The sequence below is a fragment of the Actinomadura sp. NEAU-AAG7 genome (assembly GCF_018603865.1).
GTDB lineage: Bacteria > Actinomycetota > Actinomycetes > Streptosporangiales > Streptosporangiaceae > Spirillospora > Spirillospora litoris.
This window is the reverse complement of record NZ_JAHFZY010000003.1, coordinates 808,890-831,836: the sequence shown is the minus strand read 5'-3', so window position 1 is coordinate 831,836 and position 22,947 is coordinate 808,890. Positions and strand designations below refer to the sequence as shown.

At 74.2% G+C, this 22,947-nt stretch carries 21 protein-coding genes; 7 read left to right on the top strand and 14 right to left on the bottom strand.

The window, feature by feature from the left end:
- Positions 1-15 precede the first annotated feature (15 nt).
- Positions 16-1,482 carry a GMC family oxidoreductase gene (locus KLI87_RS18430; RefSeq protein WP_214617984.1) on the bottom strand — a complete coding sequence of 489 codons (1,467 nt, stop codon included), beginning with the start codon at positions 1,480-1,482 and terminating at the stop codon, positions 16-18.
- A 490-nt stretch (positions 1,483-1,972) separates the two neighbouring features.
- On the opposite strand from KLI87_RS18430, the gene KLI87_RS18425 reads away from it, so the two are divergent.
- Positions 1,973-4,864, top strand: coding sequence for an AAA family ATPase (locus KLI87_RS18425; RefSeq protein ID WP_214617983.1), 2,892 nt, complete (start codon positions 1,973-1,975; stop codon positions 4,862-4,864).
- Here KLI87_RS18425 and KLI87_RS18420 read toward each other — a convergent pair.
- Positions 4,815-5,783, bottom strand: a complete 969-nt coding sequence (locus tag KLI87_RS18420) for a hypothetical protein (RefSeq protein ID WP_214617982.1) — start codon at positions 5,781-5,783, stop codon at positions 4,815-4,817. The genes KLI87_RS18425 and KLI87_RS18420 overlap by 50 nt on opposite strands.
- Before the next feature lie 404 nt (positions 5,784-6,187).
- Between KLI87_RS18420 and KLI87_RS18415 the strand changes: the two genes are divergently transcribed.
- The gene (locus tag KLI87_RS18415; protein ID WP_214617981.1) at positions 6,188-7,078 is read left to right on the top strand and encodes a 4Fe-4S domain-containing protein; all 891 of its coding nucleotides are present in this window, start codon (positions 6,188-6,190) and stop codon (positions 7,076-7,078) included.
- A 30-nt stretch (positions 7,079-7,108) separates the two neighbouring features.
- On the opposite strand, the gene KLI87_RS18410 is transcribed toward KLI87_RS18415, so the two are convergent.
- Complete coding sequence (locus tag KLI87_RS18410) at positions 7,109-7,561, bottom strand: VOC family protein (protein ID WP_214617980.1); 453 nt, start codon at positions 7,559-7,561, stop codon at positions 7,109-7,111.
- Between the two features lie 233 nt (positions 7,562-7,794).
- On the opposite strand from KLI87_RS18410, the gene KLI87_RS18405 reads away from it, so the two are divergent.
- Positions 7,795-8,166: an SH3 domain-containing protein gene (locus tag KLI87_RS18405; protein WP_214617979.1), complete on the top strand. Its 372-nt coding sequence runs from the start codon at positions 7,795-7,797 to the stop codon at positions 8,164-8,166.
- A 197-nt stretch (positions 8,167-8,363) separates the two neighbouring features.
- On the opposite strand, the gene KLI87_RS18400 is transcribed toward KLI87_RS18405, so the two are convergent.
- Entirely contained in the window at positions 8,364-8,492 is a 129-nt protein-coding gene (locus KLI87_RS18400) for a DUF2249 domain-containing protein (protein ID WP_214617978.1), read from the bottom strand.
- On the bottom strand, positions 8,489-8,818 hold the full coding sequence (locus tag KLI87_RS18395; RefSeq protein WP_214617977.1) for a hypothetical protein: 330 nt from the start codon (positions 8,816-8,818) through the stop codon (positions 8,489-8,491). The genes KLI87_RS18400 and KLI87_RS18395 overlap by 4 nt, the downstream gene beginning before the upstream one ends.
- Positions 8,819-8,905: 87 nt before the next feature.
- On the opposite strand from KLI87_RS18395, the gene KLI87_RS18390 reads away from it, so the two are divergent.
- Together KLI87_RS18390 and KLI87_RS40120 are read left to right on the top strand one after the other, a co-directional pair.
- A complete protein-coding gene (locus tag KLI87_RS18390) occupies positions 8,906-9,121 on the top strand; it encodes a hypothetical protein (RefSeq protein ID WP_214617976.1) in 216 nt (71 codons plus the stop codon).
- The gene (locus KLI87_RS40120; RefSeq protein WP_250903926.1) at positions 9,076-9,771 is read left to right on the top strand and encodes a hypothetical protein; all 696 of its coding nucleotides are present in this window, start codon (positions 9,076-9,078) and stop codon (positions 9,769-9,771) included. The genes KLI87_RS18390 and KLI87_RS40120 overlap by 46 nt, the downstream gene beginning before the upstream one ends.
- Positions 9,772-9,836: 65 nt before the next feature.
- Here KLI87_RS40120 and KLI87_RS18380 read toward each other — a convergent pair whose 3' ends face one another.
- Both KLI87_RS18380 and KLI87_RS18375 read right to left on the bottom strand, forming a co-directional pair.
- Positions 9,837-10,412, bottom strand: coding sequence for a hypothetical protein (locus KLI87_RS18380; RefSeq protein ID WP_214617975.1), 576 nt, complete (start codon positions 10,410-10,412; stop codon positions 9,837-9,839).
- A 240-nt stretch (positions 10,413-10,652) separates the two neighbouring features.
- Entirely contained in the window at positions 10,653-11,222 is a 570-nt protein-coding gene (locus tag KLI87_RS18375; RefSeq protein WP_214617974.1) for a TetR/AcrR family transcriptional regulator, read from the bottom strand.
- A 67-nt stretch (positions 11,223-11,289) separates the two neighbouring features.
- Between KLI87_RS18375 and KLI87_RS18370 the strand changes: the two genes are divergently transcribed.
- A complete protein-coding gene (locus KLI87_RS18370) occupies positions 11,290-11,787 on the top strand; it encodes an FBP domain-containing protein (RefSeq protein WP_214617973.1) in 498 nt (165 codons plus the stop codon).
- A gap of 41 nt (positions 11,788-11,828) precedes the next feature.
- On the opposite strand, the gene KLI87_RS18365 is transcribed toward KLI87_RS18370, so the two are convergent.
- The 5 genes from KLI87_RS18365 to KLI87_RS18345 all read right to left on the bottom strand — a co-directional run bounded on the left by KLI87_RS18365 (position 11,829) and on the right by KLI87_RS18345 (position 15,786).
- Entirely contained in the window at positions 11,829-12,251 is a 423-nt protein-coding gene (locus tag KLI87_RS18365; RefSeq protein ID WP_156218269.1) for a hypothetical protein, read from the bottom strand.
- Between the two features lie 155 nt (positions 12,252-12,406).
- A complete protein-coding gene (locus tag KLI87_RS18360) occupies positions 12,407-12,787 on the bottom strand; it encodes a hypothetical protein (protein ID WP_214617972.1) in 381 nt (126 codons plus the stop codon).
- Positions 12,763-14,598: a hypothetical protein gene (locus KLI87_RS18355; protein WP_214617971.1), complete on the bottom strand. Its 1,836-nt coding sequence runs from the start codon at positions 14,596-14,598 to the stop codon at positions 12,763-12,765. Before KLI87_RS18355 ends, KLI87_RS18360 begins: the two co-directional genes overlap by 25 nt.
- A gap of 362 nt (positions 14,599-14,960) precedes the next feature.
- Positions 14,961-15,224, bottom strand: coding sequence for a hypothetical protein (locus KLI87_RS18350; protein WP_214617970.1), 264 nt, complete (start codon positions 15,222-15,224; stop codon positions 14,961-14,963).
- A 67-nt stretch (positions 15,225-15,291) separates the two neighbouring features.
- Entirely contained in the window at positions 15,292-15,786 is a 495-nt protein-coding gene (locus tag KLI87_RS18345) for a luciferase family protein (protein ID WP_214617969.1), read from the bottom strand.
- Between the two features lie 241 nt (positions 15,787-16,027).
- Between KLI87_RS18345 and KLI87_RS18340 the strand changes: the two genes are divergently transcribed.
- Positions 16,028-17,881, top strand: coding sequence for a substrate-binding domain-containing protein (locus tag KLI87_RS18340; RefSeq protein WP_214617968.1), 1,854 nt, complete (start codon positions 16,028-16,030; stop codon positions 17,879-17,881).
- A gap of 5 nt (positions 17,882-17,886) precedes the next feature.
- Here the strand turns inward: KLI87_RS18340 and KLI87_RS18335 are convergent, their stop codons facing one another.
- Positions 17,887-18,057 (bottom strand): hypothetical protein, encoded by a 171-nt coding sequence (locus tag KLI87_RS18335; RefSeq protein WP_156218274.1) that lies wholly within the window; start codon positions 18,055-18,057, stop codon positions 17,887-17,889.
- Positions 18,058-18,151: 94 nt separating this feature from the next.
- Positions 18,152-22,885: a non-ribosomal peptide synthetase gene (locus KLI87_RS18330; protein WP_214617967.1), complete on the bottom strand. Its 4,734-nt coding sequence runs from the start codon at positions 22,883-22,885 to the stop codon at positions 18,152-18,154.
- Positions 22,886-22,947: the final 62 nt, after the last annotated feature.

Below are 22,947 nucleotides of genomic sequence, written 5' to 3'. Positions count from 1 at the left end.
ACGCGGGCGCCCGGGTCAGCGGCCGTCCGCGCCGAGCACGAGGCCCGCCGCGTGCTCGGCGACGGCGTAGACCGTCGCCTGCGGGCCGCCGGTCGTGATCTCCGGCAGCACCGACGCGTCGGCGACCCGGACGTTCTCCAGCCCTCGCACCCGCAGGTCCGGCGCCACGACCGCCTCGTCGTCGGTGCCCATGCGGCAGGTCCCGACGAGGTGGAACTGGGTTCCGGCGGTGTCGCGCACGTGGTCGGCGGCGACCGCGCGCCCCGCCTTGAGCACCTCGGGCGGCGGGCCGTCCCAGAGGGCGCGCAGTGCCGGGCCGCCCGCGAGGTCGCCGATGACCGACAGCGCCTCGACCAGGTCGTCGCGGTCCGACCGGGCGGTCAGGTAGCCCGGATCGGGCAGCGGACGGCCATCCGCGCCGAAGCCGAGCCGTCCCCGGCTCGCGGGCCGGGTGAGGCCCACCGCCAGCGAGAACGTGCGCCCGGCCGGGTCGGTGCTGGGGCCGAGCCAGAAGTGGAACCGGGTGCCCGCGCCGTCGCCGGTGAACAGCCCCGCCTCCCCGAGCCCCGACCGGGACGCGGACGGGTCGGGCTCCGCCGCCGTGAACGTGACCGACACCGCGATGTGGTCGTGGAGGTTCTCCCCCACCCCGGGCAGGTCCACCCGCGGCGACACCCCGAGATCGCGCAACGTCGCGGCGGGGCCGACGCCCGAGGCGCACAGGAGGTGCGGGCTGCCGACGGCGCCGGCGGCGAGCAGCACCTCGCCGGTGACCAGCGCGGTCTCGGCCGCGCCGTCCCTGGTGTACTCCACGGCGGTCGCGCGCCCGCCGTCGATGACCAGCCTGCGGACCTCGGCGCCGGTCAGCACGGTCAGGCCGGGCCGTCCGCGCGCGGGGGCGAGGTAGCCGTCGCGCGCGCTGCGGCGGCGGCCCGCCCGGCGGCTGACGGTGTAGTAGCCGGTGCCGGACGTCCCGTCCCGGTTGAAGTCGCCGGTCAGCGGGTGGCCCGCCTCCAGCGCCGCCTGGAGGAACGCGCGGCTCCACGGGTGCTCGCCGGTCAGCTTCGTCACGTCCAGGCCCGTGCCGGTGCCGTCGCGGTGCTCGGCGCGGGTGAAGGCGGGGCGCAGCTCGTCCGCCGACCAGCCGGGGACGTCCCACCGGTCGAGGTCGCTCCGGTCCGCGCGCAACCAGACCATCGCGTTCATCGCGGTGCTGCCGCCGAGCGCGCGGCCCCGGGGCACCGGAATTTCGCGGCCCCCCAACCCGGGTTGCGGTGGGGACCGGAAAGCCCAGTCGAGTTCCGTCCCCTGGAGGCCGGCCCACCGGTCGGGGTCGGCGACGCGGGGGTCGGACGCGGCGTCCGGCCCGGCCTCCAGCAGCAGGACGCTCGCGCCCTCCCGCGCGCTGAGACGGCCCGCGAGCACGCAGCCCGCCGCGCCCCCTCCCACGATGACGAAGTCGAACGCTCGTGCAGTGCCCACGGCCCGTCCCCCCGGCGCATTCGTCTGTGATGTCCGCGATCGAGCCTCCACCACGGCGTCCGGACAGGCATCTGACAACCGGCCAGGCCCGGCTGTCAGTGAACGGTGGCGGCATCGTCCGCCCGTCCGTGCGGGGACCGAGCCGGATGTGGTCACATCCGCCGCCCGTCCGACACGGTCGCAGCGATGATCACTCGTCGTGTTCGGGACGCCACCACTCGTGGATTGTGTCGCCGCCGGACCGGGTGCATACTTGCCAGAGTTGACACCCCTTGCCAAAACGATCTCGACTCGCTTGTTTACTTGCGCAACAGATCTGGAAATATTTCCGCCGTCGCCGACAGGGGCGTTCCGTGCGGAGCATGAAGCCACTCCCACCTGGGCTCATGCAGAGCCGGCGGCCTATTCGGCCGGCCCTCGCCGGGGCGGCCGCCGAGCAGCTCCCTATATTTCAACGCGCGTTTGGCAAACAATTCCGGAGCGTGTGCGAGTGAAGAGCAAGTTCCCTTCGAACCAGTGGGACGACCGCCTGGACGGCGTGCACGCCGCCGTCGGAAGGGCGGACTCCCTCCTCGGCGCCCCCTCGTTACACGCTCCGCCGCTCGTGGGACGCGACGCCGAGCTGCGTTCCGTCGACCGGTTCCTCGACCGGACGGCCGCGCACGACCGCGGCGGCAGCGTCGTGATGGCGGGCGCGCCGGGCAGCGGCAAGACCCGGCTGCTGGAGGAGATCGGCAGGCGGGCGCAGCCCTTCTTCACCGTGCTGCGCTGCTCGGGGACCCCCGCCGAGCGGACGATCCCTTTCGCGGGCCTGCACCAGCTCCTCTTCCCGCTGCGCCACCACCTGGACCGCCTGCCTGGCACGCAGGTCGCCCTGCTCAACGGCGTCTTCGGCCTCTCCGAACCGCCCCGGGGGCGGCTGTCGGCGCCCTGCGCGGCGCTGGCCCTGCTCGTGCTCGCGGCCGAGCGGTCGCCGCTGCTGCTCCTGGTGGACGACGCCCACCGGCTGGACGAGGCGTCCCTGGACGCGCTCGCCTTCGTGTCGCGGCGGCTGCGGAACCTGCCGGTCGCGATGATGTTCGCCACGCGGGAGCACGAGCCCCGCTCCCCGCACCTGCACGGCCTCCCCGAGGTGCGGCTGGAACCGCTCTCCCCCACCGACACGCGCCTGCTCATCGCGAGGGTCACCGCCGCCGCGCCCCGGAACGCCCCTGTCCCCTGCGGCGGGGTGCCGCCCCGCCAACGCCCGCCCTTCCACGACCGCCCCTGGATCGACCGCATCGCGCAGGAGTCGGCGGGCAACCCGCTCATCGCCATCGAGCTGGCCGCCGCGCTCGGCGCGGACGGGCGGGACGACGCGTCCGAGATACCGCCGAGCCCCCGGCTGCGCGCGACCTTCGGGGACCTGCTGTCCGAGCTGCCCGAGCCCACCCGCTGGCTGCTGCTGATCGCGGCGGCCAACGACAAGGACGACCTCGGCACGACGCTGTCGGCGGCCTCGACGCTCGGCCTCGGCACCGGCGAGCTGGCCCCGGCCGAGCGGTCGATGCTGGCGACGGTGGACGGCGACGAGCTGTCCTTCCAGCCGCCGTTCCTGCGCACCGTCGTCTACCGCAACGCCACCGTCGCCGAGCGGAAGACCGCGCACGGGGCGCTGGCCGAGGCGACCGCCGCCAGCCCGCACCGCCGGGTCCACCACCTCGCCTCCGCCGCGCACGAGCCCGACGAGGCGGTGGCCCAGCAGATCAGCGAGGGCGCGGGCCACGCCCGGCAGGTCGACGGGATGGTCTCCGCGCTGCACGTGGTGGAACGTGCCGCCACGCTGAGTCGCGACCCGGCGACCCGGTCCCGCTTCCTCATCGACGCCGCGAGCTGCGCGTGGCAGGCCGGTCTGCCGCTGCGCGCCCGCGCGCTGGAGCGGCAGATCGCCCACCCGGCCGGGGACCCGCGCCTGCTCGCCACCGCGCGGCTGCTGCGCGGCACCATCGCGCACGCCGAGGCGGCCGCCGGCACCGGCGCCGGGCACCGCGTCCTGCTCGCGAGCGCGCTGGAGACCGCGCGCGCCGAACCCGTGCTGTCCGCCCGCCTGCTGCTCACGGCGGCCCGCACCGCGCTGGACAGCGGGCATCGGGGGCATCTCGCCGAGATCGGCGGACGGCTGCTGGACCTCGCGCTGGACGCGGGGCATCCCGCCAAGCGGTTCGGCGCCGCGCTGCGCCGCATCGCCGACCGGGACCTGCGGCACGCGGGCGACGTCGACGCGATGGCGGCCGGGCTGCTGCGGCTGACCGCGACCGGCGAGCCGGTGGCCTGGCCGGCCATGCCGCCGCACGTCCCGACGATGGGCGCGGGGGCCCGCGACGCCTTCGCCCAGACGGTGCGGGAACTGCGGGCGCAGGGCGCCACCGGCACGCTGCCGCTCGCCGCCGTCCCGCTCATCGCGCTGGACCACCTCGCCGGGCGGTGGGACGAGGCCGCCGCCCTCGGCGCGGAGGTGCTGGCGCTCGCCGAGCAGACCGGCCAGCGGGCGATGACCGCCAGGGTCCGGGTCATGCTCGCCCTGGCGGCGGCCGCGCGGGACCCCGGCGGGTGCCGCGACCTGGTGGAGGGCGCGCTGCGCTCCTCCGACTCGGGCCACGACCGCGCCGCCCACGCGATGGCGCACTGGGCGCTCGGACGGTCGGCCCTGAGCGCGCGCGACCCGTCCGCCGCCATCCCGCACTACGCGCGGATCACCTCGCCGGACGACGGCGCGCACCACTACCTGACCGCCTTCCTCGCCTGCCCCGACCTCGTCGAGTGCCACGTCATGGCCGGGCAGCTCACCGAGGCGCGGGCGCTGCTGGAGTCGGCCGAGGAGTGGCGCCTGGACGACTCCGCCCCCCACCTGCTCGGGCCGATGCTCCGCGCCCGCTCCCTGGTGGCGTCCCGGGCCGAGGAGGCCGAGCGGCTGCTGGACGAGGCGATCCTGCGCTCCCGCGAGTGCCCGTTCGAGCGGGGCCGCGCCGAACTCCAGCTCGGCAAGCTGCTGCGCAGGCAGCGGCGGATCAAGGACGCGCGGCGGCACCTGCACGCGGCGGTCGCCGCGTTCACCGCGCTGCGCGCCGAGCCCTGGCTCGACCAGGCGTCCGCGGAACTGCGCGCGGCGGGCTACGCGCGCCCCTCCACCGGCGAGGGCCTGCCGGGCGCCGCCACCCGCCTCACGCCGCAGGAGCTGCGGATCGCCCGGTTCGCCAGCGAGGGGCTGACCAACCCCGAGATCGCGCTGCGCCTGTCGATCAGCTCCAGCACCGTCCGGTACCACCTGTCCAAGATCTTCCAGAAGCTCGACATCACCTCGCGGCGGCAGCTGCTCCGTTCGAACCTGGTCCTTGTGGAGTGATCCCCGCGGCCCGTCCCGGCCGCGCGGGCACGCCGTAGACCATCGCGTGGACGGCCTCCTCCAGCGTCAGACCGTCGGCGTCGTCCACGCGCTCGACGCAGCCCCGGAGGAGGGCCAGCAGCGCGGTGCCCGCGAGGGAGCGTTCGCCCTTCCGGTCGATCACCTCGGCGCGCGGGTCGGCCAGGTCCCGCAGGGCCACGCCCTCCATGACGGCGGTGACGAGGTCGACGAAGTCCCCGATCGAGACGCCGCGGCGCAGCCGCAACCTCCGCGATTCGAGCAGGTCGCCGCAGATGTCCTTCCACGGGTCCAGGACCTCGCGGTAGTTCTCGGCCATCGCCTTCTGGATCACCGGGTCGTTCTCGGCCGCCGCCGTGGCGAAGATCTCCATCCGGAAGCGCGGCCGGTCGACCAGCGTCAGCAGGTTCCAGTACCCGAGCCGGTGGATCGCGTCCACGAAGTGCGCGCCGTCCTGGAGGTCGTCGAGGATGTCGACGGCGTCGGCGGCGTCGCAGTGGGTGGGGTGGTAGGCCCACAGGCCGAACCGCAGCAGGTCGGCGATGAAGTCCGAATGGCTGGCCCAGGTGGAGCGCAGCGTCGAGACGCTCCCCACCCGGGGGAACGGGACGGGGTTGCGGGCGACCTCGGCGGCCACGGTCCGCTGCGACAGGAAGGCGAGCAGCGGGCGCTGGAGGGACGAGTCGTCCTCGGGGTCGGCCAGCGTGCGCACCGCGCCGGGCCCGAGGTGGTTCTCGATCAGCCGCACGCCCGCCGCGAGGTAGGCGGCGGTGACCGGGTCGTTGGCCAGCCGGGCGCGGCTGGCCGGGGTCCGCCGGTCCAGCCGCCGTAAGACCTCCGACAGGTCCTGGTCGTAGGGATAGGGCAGCTGCTGCTTCAGGGCGGGTCGGCGATCCTCCATCGCCCCATCGTGTGCCGCACGCCGCCGCCTGTACAGGTGCGCGGGTGCGCGGTATCGCGCACCCGCGCGCTCCCGGCCGCGCCCTCGCGCCCGGGGCGCGGACACCGGGCCTCCGCGCGGGTTAGAAACGAAGGGCGGGGGCAGCGGCCGCGCCGATCGGTCGGACGGTCGGCACGGCCGCTGCGGCACGTCCGCGACATACCGGACGAACTTTCCACGCGACCATTCCGCGCCCTCCGCATTCGCCGCAGCACCGTCTTGCCGGCAATCCAGAGTGATCACGGACGCGGTGGAGAGATACGAATGCGCAATGAATAACAAGGTGCCGGGCCTCTTCCATTTTCCGCGGCCCGCGGGCGACCCTTGTGCGGTCGGAGACCGAGGGGCAAAGGAGAGAGCCGCACATGCGCGAGGCGCTTTCGCACGAGAACGGCTGGTACGTGGACGACCGCTGCACGAACTGCGATGTCGCGCGCCAGTTGGCGCCCGATCTGATCGGGGAGGTGAACGGCCGTTCGGAAGTGCTCCGCCAGCCGCGCGACGAGGCCGAGCGGCGCCTGCTGGAGATGACCGCGCACGCCTGCCACACGCGTTCGATCCGCCCGCCGTCCGGGGCGCTGGACGCGGCGCTGGACCCCTTCCCCCTCAAGCTGGACGACGGCGTCCACTTCTGCGGCCACAACTCCCAGCGGACCGCCGCCGCCAACGCCTACCTGCTGCGCCGCCCCGACGGCACCGTGCTGATGGTCGACACCCCGCGCTGGAGCCGGTCACTCGCCGCGCGCTGGCAGGAGCTCGGGACCGTCACCGACATCCTCCTCACCCACCGGGACCACGCCGCCCACGGCCGGACCTACGCCGACCACTACGGCGCACGGCTGTGGATCCACGAGGGCGACCTGGACGCGGCGCCGGACGCCGACCGCGTCCTGCGGGGCCTCGACCCGGTCGAGATCGTCCCGGGCGTCGTCGCCCATCCGCTGCCCGGCCACACCCGGGGAAGCGTCCTGTACCTCGCCGACGAGCGCCACTGCTTCAGCGGCGACAGCTTCTACTGGTCGCGCACCACCGGCGACATCGAGGTCGCCGAGCACGTCACGTGGTACTCCATCGAGGTGCTGGCCGCGTCGCTGTCCCGCACGGTCGACCGGCTCCGCTTCGAATGGCTGCTGCCCGGCCACGGCGACCGCAGGCGGCTGCCCGCCGAGGAGATGGCGCGGCGGATGAAGGACCTCGCCGAGCGCACCGGGAGACTCCGTCCCACCCCGGTCGACTTCTCGGCCCACCGCTGGTGACGTCCGGTCCGCGCCCCGCCCGGCGGGGCACTACGCCGCGCAGAACTCGTTCCCCTCGGGGTCGCGCATGAGCCACCAGTGCCCGGCGGGCCCCTGGTCGATCTCGCGGACCCGGACCGCCCCCAGCCCCTCCAGCCGGGCCACCAGGTCGTCGAGCCCGCCGGGCGGGCTGTGGACGTCGATGTGCAGCCTGTTCTTGCCGGACTTCCCCTCGGGCACGTCCTGGAAGAGCAGCCGCCTGCCCCGGCCGACGCCGCTCACCTCGTCGTAGGGGTCGTCGGGATGGCGGATCGCCGCGTAGCCGCGGAAGGTCCTGCGACCGCGGTGCTCGGCAACCGCGTCCTCGGTGATCTGCCCGGCGGCGAGCAACCGCTCGATGAGCGCGCCGGGATCCTCCACCTCGTACTCCAGGGCCGCGGCCCAGAAGTCGGCGAGGACGGGCGCGTCCGCGCTGTCGATGACCAGCTTCCACGTCAGTGCCATATGTTCCCCGCTTTCTGGAAGCGATCACCTTACCCGCTTCCGACCTGGGGATTCCCTTCGCCATCCGGCTGGTCGTCCGCTGGACGCAGGAGCCGGGCCGTTCGTCGCGGTGCGGGGGCGGGCGAGGAGTCGGCGCGCGCCGCAGGGGGCATCGCCAAGGCCGAGCCTCAGGCTCGCCGGCGATCCCGTCCATTCGGGTCGCCGACGGATTCGGTTCGTTCGAGGGAACTTCAATGAAACATCAGCACAGAGTCGCGGCGATCGTTCTGGCGGGGGTGGTCGGCGCCGGAGGCGCCGCGGTGTCGCCCGCGCTCGCGGACCCCGGCCACCGCCCGGACACGCAGGCACCGGCGGCGCCCGCCGTCGCCGCCTATCCCAGGGGGAAGGTCATCTCCCACGGCCGGCTGGCGGTCAGGGCCAAGCCCACCACCAAGTCCAAGCGCCTGCGCTGGCTGCAGCCGGGCCAGGTCATCAGCATCAAATGTTGGGTGAAGGGGCAGGCCGTCCACGGCGACAGCAAGTGGTACCGGCTGCCGACGACGAAGCGGGAATACGTCTCGGCGCACTACATCAAAATCATCAAGGGGAAAGTGAAGCACTGCTAGCGGCGCGCCCTCCACGGCGCTTGTAGGCGCCGGGAAACCGATCGCTCCGGCCACCGGTCGCCGACCACCCTGCACGATGTTCCACACCCGCGCTCTCCCGGATTCCCCGCTCGCGGCATAGCGATCGGGAACGCGCCGGGCGGGTGGTGGCGGCCGGTGGCGTTTTTCGACCTCATGCCGTATCCGGGAACGGCTCCTCATTCCCGCGCGCGGCCGATCCGAACCCTCCGGACATCCGGCCCCGACTCGACATGGTCCCAGGTGAACGCGCCGGGATGCGCGGTCTCGAACTCGCGCCGCAGCGCCACGGGGTCGTGGTCGCTCACCAGCGTGAACCCCTCGCCGGCCGCGCGTACCGGGCGAAGATCTGCGAATGGCGCAGCGCGCGCGGGATCTCGCGTACGTCGATCACGTCCGGACGCTCCAGCCCGCCGCCGTCCAGCAGCGTCTCCAGGTCGGCGACCAGCGTGCCGACGGCGGCGCCGGGCGGTTCGGCGAGCGCGGGCAGCAGCACCTCCTCCTCCACGGCGAAGAGGCCGCCGAGCAGCGCGCGGACGAGCAGCCGCGCCCCGGAGGAGGATGAGGGCCATGACCGCCCACGCCGCCGCGAGGTGCTGGACGTCCTGAGCGGGTCCGGCGCGCCCCTCGGCATCGCCGATCTCGCCGCGCGGCTCGGCGTCCACCCCAACACCGCGCGGTCCACCTCGACGCCCTGGTCGCGGGCGGCGAGGCCGAGCGGATGCTGGAACGGCCGTCCGGCCCGGGCCGGCCCCGCGCCGTCTACGCCGCGCGCCCCGGGATGGACCCGGGCGGCGCGGGCGGCTACCGGATGCTCGGGCGGATCCTGCTCAGCGGCCTGGCCGCGGCCGGGCCGGGCGGGCGGCGCGACGCCGGGGACGCAGGTCGTGAATGGGCCGCGTCCTGGTCGAGCGCCCGCGCCCGTACACGCGGATGAGGGCGCGGGACGCCACCGGGCGCCTCTCCGCGCTGCTCACGGACCTGGACTTCGCGCCCGAACCCGGCCGCGACGCGATCCGGCTGCGGCACTGCCCGTTCCTGGAGTGGGCCGAGGAGTACGGCCCGCTCGTCTGCGACGTCCGCCTCGGCCTGATGCGCGGCGCGCTGGAGGAGCTCGGCGCGCCGGTCAGGGCCGAGCGGCTCGAACCGTTCGCCGAGCCGGACGTCTGCGTCGCGCGGCTGGGCCGCGCCACCCCCGCGAGAGAGGCGAGGCACGACCATGAACCAGGCCGCGGGCGCCCCGGCGGGCGCGCTGACCCTCCTGTGGCTCGGGATGGTGCTGGGCATCTCGTTCCTGGAGGCACCGCTGAAGTTCCGCGCGCCGGGCGTGACGATCCCGGTCGGGCTGGGCATCGGTCGCGTCGTCTCCGCGCGCTGAATCTCGCCGAGATCGCGCTGGCTGCCGCCGCCGTGCTGCTCGCGGTGCGGCTCGGCGCCGTCCGCCCGCGGCTCACCAGGCGGTCGGACCGTGTCCTCGCGGGCGAGACCGATCTCCCCCGGTCGCGCGGCCACCTTTACTACATCGGGTTGGAGGCCGCGAAGGTCGTTCTGCTCGTCGTGCTGGGAATTACGGTCCTGGCCGCATGACGTTTCCGGGACAGCCAGGAATCAGGCGCCCCGGAAACGCCTCCGTCATCGCCGGACGAAGGAGCTCAGAAGGCGCCCAGCCGGAACTTCTCCCATGCGCCGATCTCGCTCGCCCGCGCGCGGAGCATCGCGTACTCGCGGCCGCGGTAGCCGAGCTCGGCCGACACGAACTTGCCGTTGGCCTGTGACTTCAGCGCGTACAGGTTCTGTGCCTCGTTGTAGTACAGGTCGAACTTCTCCCAAGCGTCGGCGACGTCCGCCCGCGCGCGCAGCATCCCGTAGGCATTGCCGCTATAGCCGAGCTCGGCCGACACGAATTTGCCGTTGCCCTCCGACTTGACCGTCCAGGTCGTGTCGGTCCTGCTGAGGGCGAACCTCTCCCACGCGTCGGCGACGCCCGCCCGCGCGCGCAGCATCCCGTAGTCGCGGCCACCGTAGCCGAGCTCGGCCGACGCGTATTTGCCGTTGGCCTCGGACAGGAGGGTGCAACAGCCGTTGGTTCCCTTGCCGAAAGGCGAATTCGCCGCGGTCACCAATCTGAAGCGGTCCGTGGTGGCGGCGGACGCGCCGGCGGGCGTGACGGAGCCCAGCAGCGCAAGGGCGGCGACCATGAGCAAGGCCCTGATCATCAGGCGACGCATGAAGATCCTCCTCGTCGGTGATCCCCGGCGTTTCCGGGCGGCACCGCCCCGAATGTTCAGTGATCAAGGGAGGGGCGCGCAATAGGCGGTTTCAGCGATCAGCACGCCTAGTGTCCACTTGTGGACCGGCGCGCCTTGTATCACCCAGCACGGCGAGACGGAGCCGCCATTCCCGTGACCGGATGCGGTCCTTGGGGAACGGTCCTTTTCTATTTCGCGCTGAATTCGCACCACCCGGCATCACTCCGGGGGCCAGTTCCGCAGAGCGCCGTCGAGGGCGTCGAGCGTCCTGGCCCAGGACGCGTCCACGTCGCGCGGGCTGTGCCTGAACCCGCCGGCGGTCTCCAGGCTCACGTAACCGTGGAACGTGCTGTGCAGCATCCGTACCGCGTCGGTCTCGGCGGGCTCCGGCAGGCCGTAGCCGCGCAGGATCGCCCGGGTCATCTCCGAGTGCCGGCCCGCCGCGCTCCGCTCCGCCGTCTCGCGGTCCATCCACACCTGCATGGCGGCGTACCTGCCGGGATGCCGCTTGGCGTAGTCGCGGTAGGCGCTCGCGAAGGCCACGAGCGCGTCCCTGCCCGCGCGTCCGGCCACCGCGTCCGCGACCCGGTCGGCGAGTTCGGCGAGGCTCAGCACCGCGACGCGGGTCCGCAGGTCGCGCGCGTTCCTGAGGTGCGAGTACAGGCTCGCCTCCCGGACCCCGAACCGGCGCGCCAGCGCGGCGACGGTCACGGCCTCGACACCGCCCTCGTCGGCGAGCTCCGCCGCCGCCCTGGTCAGCCGCTCGGCCGTCAACCCCGCGCGTGCCATGGGCCCACCCTTCCTAAGAGGTTAAGGAATTTGCCTAACCCTATTAGGAAGACTAGCCTCGCCGCACATGAGACCGCTCACCGAGCACGACGTCCGCGCGTCGTTCGTGAACTGCTCCAAGGGCGAGGCCGGACGGCTGCACCTGCCCAGGGACTTCACCGACCTGCCCTGGGACGACCTGGACTTCCTCGGGTGGCGGGACCCCGCCGCGCCCGAGCGCGCCTACCTGGTCGCCGAGCGCGGCGGCCGCCTCGTCGGCGTCGCGCTGCGCGGCTCGTCCGGCGCCAAGCGCGGGTTCACCGCGCGCAGCATGTGCTCGCTGTGCCTGACCACGCGCACCGGCGGCGGCGTCGCGCTGATGACGGCGCGCCGCACCGGCGAGGCGGGCCGCCAGGGCGACTCGGTCGGCCACTACCTGTGCGGCGACCTCGACTGCTCGTTGTACGTGCGGGGCCGCAAGCATTCGGTCGCGGGGGGCGACCTCGACGAGACCCTCACCGTGGACGAGAAGGTCGCCCGCGTCCGCGCCAACCTGGAGGCGTTCCTGACCAAGGTCACCCGCTGACCCCGGGACGGACAGCGACCGTCCCGGGGCGTCCCCTCGCTCTAGTGCGAGATCGGGTCCAGCGAGGTGATCACCGCGTCCCAGGGGCAGAAGTACCCGGCGCCCCAGTTCGGCCCGTCCACATAGGACGGCCGACCGTCACAGACCTCCGTGGTCGCGTCGGCGAAACCAAAGTTGTTCGGGTCGATGGACCACTGGTAGGGCGAGTTGACGTCCACCACGCCCCAGTTGATCTTTCCGTTCGGAATGCTGGGCCCGGAGCCGCCGTTGAGCAGCGCCTCGGCCTGGTCGATGTCGTCCTGGTCGACCAGGCGGACCTTGTAGCTCTCGCCGCTCACATTGAAGGTCGCCACGTACTGGGTGTCCTCCGGCGCCGCCCCGGTGTCCGCGATGGCGGACGTGGCGGACCCCAGCAGCAGCCCCAGGGCGACCGCGCCGCCGGCGAAGAACGTTTTCGGAGTCATGGTCTTCCTCCTCCTTCGATGACCGTGCCTCGACGCTAGAAGTCAGGGGCCGCGCGAACGATCCAGCCAACGCGCCGATCCGCAGTACAGGAGGCTGTACCTGGAGGCGCCGCCCCGCGCGAACGTCCAGCGCGACACGTCCAGGAGGCCCCCGGTCAGTGCCCGTCGGCCCTCTCGGCCTCATCGCTGCGCTGGGCGAGTTCCAGTGCCCGCGTCGGCATTCCGGCGCTGCGCATCACGTACCAGAAGGGCGCCACGGTCGCCGGGCCGGAGCCGGAGACTTCAGCGATCACCCGTCCGGCGTACCTCTCCGCCTCCTCGTGCGCCGCGATCCCCTTCAACGCGTTGAGGACGACGGCCACGTCACCGGCATCGCGGGCCGGGGCGTAGGCGGCGGCACGCTCCGCGAGAACGCTCGCCTGCTCGGTCATCCCGGCATGCGACATCGCCTCCAGAAGACGAGCCACATCGGTGGCCTCGGTGACGGGCATGCCACGGGCGACGCGGTCGGCTAGTTCCTCGGCATGCTTCCGCATCCCTCGTTACACATCATCTCCAGAAGCCAGATCACGTCGGTGGCACGCTCAAGCGAGTTGGCCGCCACGACCCGCGCCGCCAGCGTCCCCGACGCCTCCGCCATTCCCGCCTGCCGCATCAGGATCAGGAGCCGCCCCACGCTCGTGGTGTCGTGGACCGGGCTGTGGCCGGCCGTGCGCGCAGCGAACTGCGAGGCCGGCGCCGCCATTCCCGCGTCCAGCATCGAGCCCAACAGGCGCGCCGCGATGGCGGCGTCCACGACGGCGGTGTAGGCCGCGATGCGTCTGAAGAGCACCCCCATGATTTCGTCCATCGCCCCGCTCCGCAGCACCTCCAGGAGATCCACCATGGCGCCGGGGTCGTGGACGGGCACGCTGGCGACCACGCGTGCGGCGAGCGCTGTCGCCTGTTTTCCGGCACTCACCCTGTACATCGCTTCTAGAAGCCGAGCCATGGGACTGGCCTCGCCGACGGGAAGGTGGACGGCCGCCTGCTCGGCGAGGGCCACCGCCTGCTCCACGGCGCCAGCCCTCCGCATCGCCTCCAGGAGAAGGGTCACGTTCGTGGCATCGTCGAACGAGGCGCGGGCGACGATGCGCCTGGACAACTCCGCCGCCGACCGATCCGCCCCCGCCTCCTCCATCACCTCCAGCAGCCGGATCACGTTCGTGGTCGAGTGGGAGGAGGCGAAGGCGATCGGAACCTCGGCGGCCGCGCGCGTGATGAGCCTCAACGCCTGCTCGTCGACCGCCGCCCTGCGCATCGCCTCCAGCAGCCGGATGACGTCGCGAATGTTCCGGAGGGAGGTTTCGGCGGCCGACCGCCCCGCGAGTGCCCGTACCTGCTCTTGACCGCCCACACCCAGCATGGCTTCCAGTAACCGGATCACGTCGGACGGGTAGTACACGGGGGTGTCGACCGCGGCGCGCCTCGCGAGCAGCCCCGCCTGGCTCCGTGTGCCAGCCTTCAGCATCGCCTCCAGCAGGCCGGCCACGTCGGCCGCCTCGCGGACCAGGGCGTTGGCCGCCACATGATCGGCGAGCACCTCCACCTGCTCGCGCATGGCCGCCTTCAGCATCGCTCCCATGAGGCCGGTGACGGCATTGGGATCGGTCAGGTCGATGCCCTTGAGGAAATCGTGCGAGGCGGCAAGCGCGGGGCCCTGGAGCTGTTCGAGGAGCTGTTCGAGGTGACAGCATCGCGACTCGGCATCGGTGGCCCGCTCTCGCGCCCGCGCCAGCCGGGCCGTGAGGGCGGAGATCTCCCGGTCGAGGTCTTCCTTCTCGGCCTGTGCAGCGGCCCGGTCGGCGTCCCGCGCCGCCCGCAGACGCTCGTGCTGGTCCTTCAGCTCACCGACTTGGCGGATGCGCTCGGCGAGTTCCTCCTCGACCGAGCGCGCGTAACGTTGGGCCTCGTCCCGCTGGATGATGGCGAATTCCAGTCGATCGCTCACCAGACGTCGTCGGTACTCGCCGGGCTGGACGGTCTCTAGCGCCCTCATTTGCAGGTCATGCAGGTGATCGCGAACCTCCTCCGACACCTCTTTGCCCCGCTCCGCGAGGATGGCCAGCAGAGCGTTGAGAAACCATTGGTCCGGGGGCACGCGCCTGCCGCTGAGGTAGCGCGACAGGGTGCTCTTGTCGATGGGGTTGCGGCCGGCGAACCGGCTCATGGTCATCCCCGTGGCGATCCAGATCGTCCGCAGTCCCTTCGCCCATTCCCGTACCTCGGGGCGTAATTCGGGATCTAGCGGCTTCAGCACGCCCGCGGCCCCAGGCGTTTCCGGGGAGTGGGGGGCGATGTCGGTCATGCCCCTCATCATCGGCTCTTGACCACACCGGTGCAGGAGATAGCGATACTCCGGGGTTGCCACCTGCCCGCAACTCCGCGCCATGGCCTGTTGCGGCCTGGCGCAACTGCTCGCGCTGTGGCCTCCTGGAAACCCGCTTCCCCGCGTCACTCAGTCGCGGACCCTGGCAAGGAAGGTCTCCATGTGCCTCTCTCGTCCCCCGGACAGGCTGGTCGGGCCGCGCGCGGCGGTCATCCTGGCGGCGTCCGCCGTCGTCGGCGTGGTCGCCGGTGGGCTCACCTGGTGGGGGACCAGGTCGGTCGTTCAGGCGCTGACGGCGGCCGGCGCCGCGGCCGGGGGCGCGGGCGGGCTGCTCGAACGCCTCATCGGAGGCCCCGGTCCTTGCGCGTGCCGCCCCGGACGTCCGCGGAGGTGCGACGGTCGTGCCCGCGGGCGGAGGTGAGGGCCCTCCAGAGGCGGTGTTCGTCGGAGGTCAGGGGGTGCCAGCCTTCCGGATGGGCTCCCGGCAGGTCCGGGCCGGTCCATATCTGGTGCTCGGCGCAGTGGCCATGGGCGAGGACCGCCATTCTGCTCGCGTAGCCGAGCAGGGCGGACGCCAGTTTGAGGGCTTTCGGCGGTACGGCCACGCAGTAAGCATCCTGGGCCGTTCTAAAGCCCCTCTAGTGGACCATTGGACCGGCCCGGTCCCGCCGGCTAGGGATGCGGTTGCGCGTCCAGGGTCCAGGGGAGGTCGAGGGGGGCCGGTTCGCCCCGGCGGGCGGGCGGGACGCCGTCGCGGGCGAGGATCCGCCGCCCGCGCACGGCGGGGCGCACGTGCGGGCAGTCCCGGACGCCGTGCCGGTACGGGCCCCGAGCGGACTCGTTGGCCTGGATGGCCAGGCTGACGAGCGACTGGAGCAGGAAGAGGTCGTTGTCGGTGTCCAGGTGCACTTGGACCCAGCCTGAGTCCGGGGGCATGATGACACGATCGGTCGCGGTGAGAGCATCGGTCATGCGGCGGGCGACCGACTCGGTGAGGAGCACCTCGGCCATGTTCCCCTGGTGCAGGTGGACGATCTGCCTACCGTGGACGGCGAGCGCGCGGCCGGGCGGACAGTCGGCGCGGCAGGCCGTCAACGGCCAGTCCCGGAACCGGCCGAGCGCGAGGTCGGCGTAGCAAACGGAGCGTGGGCTGCGTCCTCGTCTCATGGTTGCCAGCGTTGCCGGTTACCCGGGCGTAGCGGTGGACAGGGGACATCCTGGTTCGATTCGGCGGTTCCTGGTGTCTTCCAGGAATTCGTGGACCGTTCTGGAAGCGTCCAAGACGGGGCCGCGCGCCGACCAGTCGGCCACCAGTACGCGAACTTCTGGGGAACTCCGGGATCTTGCGCCCGTTCGGCCTGCATCGTAAGGGTTCGCCTCGTTGCGGTGCCGAGGCGGGCATAAGTGGATGGAGCAGGCGTTGGACTCCTATCTCGACCAGAAAGCGGATTTTCACCGTTATCTGGTCGGCCGGCTGGGAGAGAGCGGCGCGGCGGCGCTGGCGCGGCACACCGGCCTGCTGGAGGTGACGGCGCGGGCGCTGCTCGACGGCGAGTTCCTGTCGTGGGAGGTCGTCAGCGCATGCCTGGCGGCGGCGGGCGTCGACAGCGGCGAGGTGGGGCAGGCGCGGCGCCGGTGGGCGGCGGTCGAGCACGCGATGTGGGACGAGCGGGGCGACGCCCTGCGCGCGGCGTTCGAGCAGAACGGGCACGCCAAGCCGGCGCGGCTCGTCGAGGCGCACCAGCGGGAGGTGCCCTGGCGGCGGCTCATGGCGCGGCTGCCGGTGACGTTCAAACCGTGGGTCGAGCCGACGTTCGGGACCGGGCGCAGGCTGCCCGACCCGGCGGCGGCCAAGGACATCCGGGACTTCTACGCGCTGCTGCGGGAGCTGCGCGCCTGGGCGGGCTCGCCCCGGCAGTCGGAGATCGAGAAGCGCTCGTGGGGGACGCTGCCGGACGCCACGATCAGCGCGATGCTCCAGAAGGACCGCTGGCGGACGCCCAGCGACCGGGACCTCGCCCGGGTCGGGTACTTCGCGACGGCCTGCGGGCTCCCCCGGACGGAGGTGACGCGCTGGGTCGAGGCGTACGAGCGCGTCCGGCACGTCCCCCCGCCGGACGACCTGGCCATGGCCCGCGCTGAGGCGGCCGAGCTGAGGTCCGGGCTCGCCGCCGCCCAGGGCGAGGCCGACAAGCTCAGGAAACGGCTCATCGCGTATACGGAGCAGCCGTCCGAGGCCGCTCCCCCGGAGCCCGACGCGGAGACACCCGGCGCGCGGGAGCCGTGGGGCGTCCGCGGGCGGTGGACGGCGGTGGCCGCCGCGGCGGTGGTTTTCGCCGCCGGAGCCGGGACGGGCGCGGTCCTCGGGCGCGGGTCGTCCGCCGAGGCGCCGATGTGCTTCCGCGGGAAGCTGCGGCTGGTCGGCTCCACCGCGTTCGAGCGGACGGCGGCCGTCCTGCGGCGCGGCTACGAGGACCTGTGCCCCGACGCGCGCGTCAGCGTGGAGGCGGTCGGCTCCAACGAGGGGGTCCGCGTGCTCACCCGGGACAACGCCGGGACGACGGTCGCGATGCACGACGGGCATCTCCGGGCCGATTCCGACGAGGTCCGGCTGCGGGGGTTCCGGGGGTTCCCGGTGGCGCTGGTGGGGTTCGCGGTCATCGTCAACAAGGACACGAACGTGACGGGGCTGAGCGTCCAGGAGCTGAGGTCGATCTACGCGCGGGACTCGGGGCCCACCAACTGGAGGCAGGTCCCGGGCGGCGCGAACGTCCCGATCCGGCTGGTCAGCAGGACGGAGGGCTCGGGGACGCGGGGGATCTTCGAGGAGCGGCTGCTCGACGAACCCGAGCCGGACCTGTCGTCGGGCGACTGCCGGCGCAAGGACGAGATCCGCGCGAGCTACCGCACCATCCGGTGCGAGCGCAGCAGCCAGGGGCAGGTGCTGGAGACGGTCAACACGGTCCCCGGCACGATCGGCTACGCGGAGCTGCACGTGGCGGGGGACGCGCGCCGCTACCCGAACGTGCGGGTCCTCAGCCTGGACGGCCGCAGGGCCGGGGGCCCTCCGGCGATGGGGACCTATCCGTTCGTCGCCCCGGAGGTCTTCTACACCGCCGGTCTGCCGCCGAACGGCAGCCCGGCGGCGGCGTTCCTGACCTTCCTCGCCGGTGCCGAGGCCCGCGGGATCCTGCAGCGGGCGGGGTCGTCGGTGTGCGTCGGCGCGGACGCGCAGGTCGTCGCCCGCTGCCAGGTCACCTGAACGCCTCAGACGTTGCCGCCCGGCAGGACGGCGGTCACCGGCCCCGGCGGGAGGGCGTCCCGGTGGAGCGGGTGGGCGGCCGCGGCGACGGTGCCGCTGGGCTCGGCGCGTTCGGCCGGCGACGTGTGGAGCAGGTCCGCCGCCACGGTGATCGTCTCCTCGTCCACCGTGGGCATGTCGTCGACCGGGGGGCGCGCAGCCCGTCGGCGATGGCGCGGTAGGTCTCCTCCACGGGCCAGGCGACGTCGGCGTAGTGCAGCGCGGGCGGCGTCATGGCGCCTCCCCCGGGGTGGTCTTCGGATCGGTGGCGGCCAGCTCGGCCAGCAGGAGCTCCTCCAGCGCCGCCGCGAAGTCGGCGAGCACCGGCCGGTCGAACAGCAGCCGGACCGGGACCGCGAGGCCGAGGGTCTCCCGGATGCGGCCGGTCACGCGGGTGGCGGCGAAGGAGTGCCCGCCGAGCGCGAGGAAGTCGTCGTCGGCCCACACGGTGGGCAGCTCCAGCACCGCCGACCAGATGTCGGCCACCAGGTGCTCGGCGTCGGTCCCGGGCGCGGGCCGGTCGGCCGCCGACCGCGCCTCCGGCACGGGCAGCGCGGACCGGTCGGCCTTGCCGCTCGGCAGCCTCGGCAGCGCGTCCAGCGCCGACCAGCGGCGCGGCACCATGTGCTCGGGCAGCCGGGCGCGCAGGTGCTTCTGGACGACGTCGAGGTCGACGTCGGCGGGGGCGACGTGCCCGACGAGGTGCGCCTCCGGACCCGACCCGGCGGCGGTCACGACGCCGTCGGCCACCTCGTGCAGGACGGCCTCGATCTCGCCCAGCTCGATCCGGTGGCCGCGCACCTTCACCTGGTGGTCGCGGCGGCCGTGGAACTCCAGCGTCCCGTCCGGCCGCCAGCGCGCGAGGTCGCCGGTGCGGTAGCGGCGACCGCCGGGGTGGTGGGGGTCGGCGGAGAACGCCGCGCCGGTCAGGTCGGGGCGGCCGCGGTAGCCGCGCGCGACCCCGGCGCCGCCGAGCACCAGCTCGCCGAGCGCGCCGGGGGGCAGCAGCCGCAGCCAGGGGTCGGTCACGTAGGCGCGCTCGCCCGCCATCGGCGTGCCGATCGGCACCGTCGTGGCGGTGGGCGCGATCGCGCCGGGGGCGACCGGGTGCATCGTGGAGCCGACCGTCGCCTCGGACGGGCCGTAGCCGTTCCACAGCCGCCCGACGAGGGGCGCGAGCCGCGCGGCCAGCGCCGGGTCGAGCGCCTCCCCGCCGCTGATCACCTGGAGGCGGGGGTCGCCCTCCCAGCCGGCCTCCAGCAGCATCCGCAGCGTGGTCGGGACGAGGTCCACCAGCGTCGCGCCGCAGTCGCGGAGCCGCGCGGCGAGCGCGTAGCCGTCCACGGCGTCGGCGCGGTCGAGCAGGACGCAGGTCCCGCCGGCGCTCAGCGGCAGCCACAGCTCCTCGGCGAAGATGTCGAAGGTGACGGGCGCGGCGGCCGGCATGACCTCCTCGGGCCCGAGCCCCATCAGCGCGATCGAGCCCGCGACGAACGCGGCCAGGTTCCCGTGGGTGATCTCCACGCCCTTCGGCCGCCCGGTGGAGCCCGAGGTGAACAACACGTAGGCGAGGTCGTCCGCGTGCGGCGGCTCCGGCTCGGGCGGGTCGCCCTCGACGGGCGGGAGAGCGTCCAGGTCGAGCGTCTCCATGCCGGGGAAGGCCGCCGCCCCCCGGACGAGCATCAGCCGCGCCCCCGCGTCCTCGGCGAGCAGGTGGGAGCGCTCCGGCGGATGGTCGGGGTCGAGCAGCACGTACGCCGCGCCCGCCCGCCACACCCCGAGCAGCGCGGCCGGGAGCCGGTGGTCGCGGGGCAGCACGGCGCCGACCAGCGCGCCGCGTCCGGCGCCGCGCGCCCGCAGCGCGGCGGCGACGCGGGCGGCCTCGGCGTGCAGGTCCGCGTAGTCGTGGGACGCGCCGTCCGGGCCGACCACCGCCGTGCCCCCGGTGCGCGGCAGCGCCTCCGGGACGGTCGCGGGGAACTCCGGCAGCCCGGGACCGGCGGCCCAGGCGAGCAGGGCCTCCCGCTCCTCCGGGCTGACCAGCTCGTACTCCGCGAGCGGACGGCCCGGGTCGGCCAGCGCCGCGCGCAGCACCCGCAGGAACCGGTCCAGCTCCGCCTCGGCCCAGTCCCGGTCGTAGCGGGCGGTGGAGTATTCGAGCTGGATCTCGGGGCCGTCCACGGTCCGGTTGACGAGCCAGCTCAGCTCCTGCGCCGCCGCGCCCGCCCCCGGGTCGGACAGCAGCTCGATCCGGACCCCGCCGCCGGTCGCCTCCATCGGCACCTCGCCGTGCTGGACGGCCAGCATCACCGGGACGCGCGGCAGCTCGGCGGACGGCGTCTCCTGGTGCGCGAGGGCCCGCGCGGTCGCGGCAGCGGCCCGCCGCACCAGCGCGCGGAAGTCGGCCGCGCCGCCCGGCCGCGCCCGCACGGGCAGCGCGTCCACCAGCGGGCCGATCAGCCCCGCCAGCTGGGGGCTGGCCCGGCGCGCCGCCGCCGCTCCGATCACCGGGTCGGCCTCGCCCGACAGCAGGACCAGCGCGGCCAGGTACACCGCGAACGGCGTCGCGCCGCAGTCGCGGGCCAGCGCGGCGACGGCCGGCTCCACCTCCCACGGCAGCGGCCGGCCGACGCGCGCGGCCGACGGGTCGATGCCGAACGGCGCCGGTTCCGGCACGCCGTCCAGCTCCGCCCGCCAGAACGCGCGGTGCGCGCCGGGCGCCGTCTCGGCGGCCTGCGCGGCGGCCACGTCCCCGACCTGCACGGCCGGTTCGGGGACCGCGCGGCCGGCCAGCTCGGCGGCGAGCTCGTCCATCAGGATCCCGACCGAGGCGCCGTCGAAGGCGATGTGGTCCACGGCGACGGTCAGCTCGGCGGCGGTGTCGCCCCGCCAGGCCAGGTCGGCGCGGATCAGCGGCACCTCGGAGCCGAGGTCGAACACGTGCGCCGCGCGCGCCGCGTCCGCCTCGACCGGGCTCTCGGTGAGGGGGACGGGGACCGGCGGGTGGACGACGGCCACCGGGATCCCGTTCTCGCCGGTGACGACCGTGCTGCGCAGCACCTCGTGCCTGCGCACGACCGCGTCGAGCGCGTCGCGCAGCGGCGCGGCGTCGGGGAGGCCGCGTACCCAGAAGCGGAGCAGGAGCGTGGTGACCGGGCGGTCCGGGTGGAGCTGGCGCAGCGTCCAGAACTCGCGCTGCGCGTCGGTGAGCGGGACGGTCGTGCGGCCCGCGTGCCGGACCGGCGGCGCGGCGCCGGACGGGCCCACCGCCGCCAGGCCCGCCGCCGTGGGCGCGGCGAGGAACGCCGCCAGCGGGACGAGGTACCCGCGCCGCCGGGACATCTCGCTCACCACGCGGGCGGCCTGCAGGGAGTGCCCGCCGAGGTCGGCGAACACCGCGTGCGGCCCGACCTCCGGCAGGCCGAGCACGTCCGCGATGACCTCGGCCGCCTCCCGCTCGGCGTCCGCGCGGAACGCCTCGCCGGACGGGTCGGACGGGCGGGCCGCGCCCAGCTCGGGCAGCGCGTCGCGGTCGACCTTGCCGGTGGGGCCTGTCGGCAGCCGGTCGAGCACGCCGATCCCGGAGGGCACCATGTACTCCGGCAGCAGCCGCGCCAGGTGCGCCCTCAGCTCGTCCTCCATGTCGGCGCCGATGGCGGCGCCGATGGCGGCGTCGGCCTCGACGTACGCGACGAGGCGGTCGGCGCGGGCCAGCACGACGGCGTCGCGGACGGCCGGATGCCCGGTCAGCGCGTGCCGCACCTCCCCCGGCTCCACCCGGTACCCGCGTATCTTCACCTGGTCGTCGGCGCGGCCGAGGAAGTGCAGGACGCCGTCCACGGAGCGGACCCGGTCGCCGGTGCGGTACCCGCCCGCGGTGAACGACCGGGCGGTCAGGGCGGGGCGGTTCAGGTACCCGCGCGCCACGCACGGCCCCGACACCCACAGCTCGCCGGGCGTCCCGTCCGGGACCGGGTCGCCGCGCCCGTCCCGCACCGACGTCGCCGCGCCGGTCACCGGGAACCCGATCGGCGGCGCGCCGGTCTCATCCCGGCGCAGCTCGTAGGCGGTGCACAGCGTGGTGCACTCGGTGGGCCCGTAGGTGTTCACGACGCGGCGCACGCCGGGGTTGGCCCAGATCCGGGCGGCCAGCGACGCGGTGAGCGCCTCCCCGCCGGTGCCCACCACGCGCACCCCGGACGGCAGCGGCCGGGTGAGCACGGCGGCCAGCACCGACGGGACGCCGTGGACGGCCGTGACCTCCTCGCGCGCGGGCAGCTCGGGCAGCGCCAGCATGTTCTCGGCCAGGATCACCGTGCCCCCGGCGGCCAGCGGCACCGCGATCTCCAGGATCGAGGCGTCGAAGCAGATCGAGGCGGCGGCCAGGTGGCCGGCCGTCTCCTCCCGCGAGTAGAAGCCGTCGGCCCAGGCGAGCAGGTTCACCGTGTTGCGGTGCTCCACGACGACGCCCTTGGGCCGCCCGGTCGAGCCGGACGTGTAGATCACGTACGCCGGGTCGCCGCCGCCGCCGGGCACCCGCGGCGGTTCGGCGCCCTCCGGCACGTCCTGGACGATCATCGGCTCGGCGCCGGTCGCGGCGGCCGTCGCGGCGAGCGCGGCGCTGGTCAGCACGACCGGGAACCCGGCGTCCGCGCCGATCAACCGCAGCCGCTCGGCGGGGTAGGCCGCGTCGAGCGGCACGTAGGCCGCGCCCGCCTTCCAGACCGCCAGCAGCGCCGGGACGAGCCATTCGTCCCGCTCCAGGCAGATCCCGACCAGGTCGCCGCGGCCGATCCCCCGATTCGCCAGCGCGCGGGCGAGCGCGCCGGCCCGGCGCTCCAGCTCGGCGTAGCTCGACCGGTGCGCGCCGGCGACGACGGCGGTCCGCTCGGGCGCGCGGCGTGCCCGGTCCTCGATGATCTCGTGCGCGCGCTCCGGCGCGCCCGACCCCGAACCCTGTGTCACGTGCTCACATCTCCTTCGATGTCAGTACGAGTCCGTGATCGCGATGTCTGACCGCGGGCCCC

Bases quoted from the DNA above. Each gene is read 5' to 3' on its own strand.
- KLI87_RS18420 (WP_214617982.1), bottom strand. From the start codon at position 5,783: ATGGAGGATCGCCGACCCGCCCTGAAGCAGCAGCTGCCCTATCCCTAC.
- KLI87_RS18415 (WP_214617981.1), top strand. From the start codon at position 6,188: ATGCGCGAGGCGCTTTCGCACGAGAACGGCTGGTACGTGGACGACCGC.
- KLI87_RS18410 (WP_214617980.1), bottom strand. From the start codon at position 7,561: ATGGCACTGACGTGGAAGCTGGTCATCGACAGCGCGGACGCGCCCGTC.
- KLI87_RS18405 (WP_214617979.1), top strand. From the start codon at position 7,795: ATGAAACATCAGCACAGAGTCGCGGCGATCGTTCTGGCGGGGGTGGTC.
- KLI87_RS18395 (WP_214617977.1), bottom strand. From the start codon at position 8,818: ATGCCGAGGGGCGCGCCGGACCCGCTCAGGACGTCCAGCACCTCGCGG.
- KLI87_RS18390 (WP_214617976.1), top strand. From the start codon at position 8,906: ATGCTGGAACGGCCGTCCGGCCCGGGCCGGCCCCGCGCCGTCTACGCC.
- KLI87_RS40120 (WP_250903926.1), top strand. From the start codon at position 9,076: ATGGGCCGCGTCCTGGTCGAGCGCCCGCGCCCGTACACGCGGATGAGG.
- KLI87_RS18380 (WP_214617975.1), bottom strand. From the start codon at position 10,412: ATGCGTCGCCTGATGATCAGGGCCTTGCTCATGGTCGCCGCCCTTGCG.
- KLI87_RS18375 (WP_214617974.1), bottom strand. From the start codon at position 11,222: ATGGCACGCGCGGGGTTGACGGCCGAGCGGCTGACCAGGGCGGCGGCG.
- KLI87_RS18370 (WP_214617973.1), top strand. From the start codon at position 11,290: ATGAGACCGCTCACCGAGCACGACGTCCGCGCGTCGTTCGTGAACTGC.
- KLI87_RS18365 (WP_156218269.1), bottom strand. From the start codon at position 12,251: ATGACTCCGAAAACGTTCTTCGCCGGCGGCGCGGTCGCCCTGGGGCTG.
- KLI87_RS18360 (WP_214617972.1), bottom strand. From the start codon at position 12,787: ATGCGGAAGCATGCCGAGGAACTAGCCGACCGCGTCGCCCGTGGCATG.
- KLI87_RS18355 (WP_214617971.1), bottom strand. From the start codon at position 14,598: ATGACCGACATCGCCCCCCACTCCCCGGAAACGCCTGGGGCCGCGGGC.
- KLI87_RS18345 (WP_214617969.1), bottom strand. From the start codon at position 15,786: ATGAGACGAGGACGCAGCCCACGCTCCGTTTGCTACGCCGACCTCGCG.
- KLI87_RS18340 (WP_214617968.1), top strand. From the start codon at position 16,028: ATGGAGCAGGCGTTGGACTCCTATCTCGACCAGAAAGCGGATTTTCAC.
- KLI87_RS18335 (WP_156218274.1), bottom strand. From the start codon at position 18,057: ATGCCCACGGTGGACGAGGAGACGATCACCGTGGCGGCGGACCTGCTC.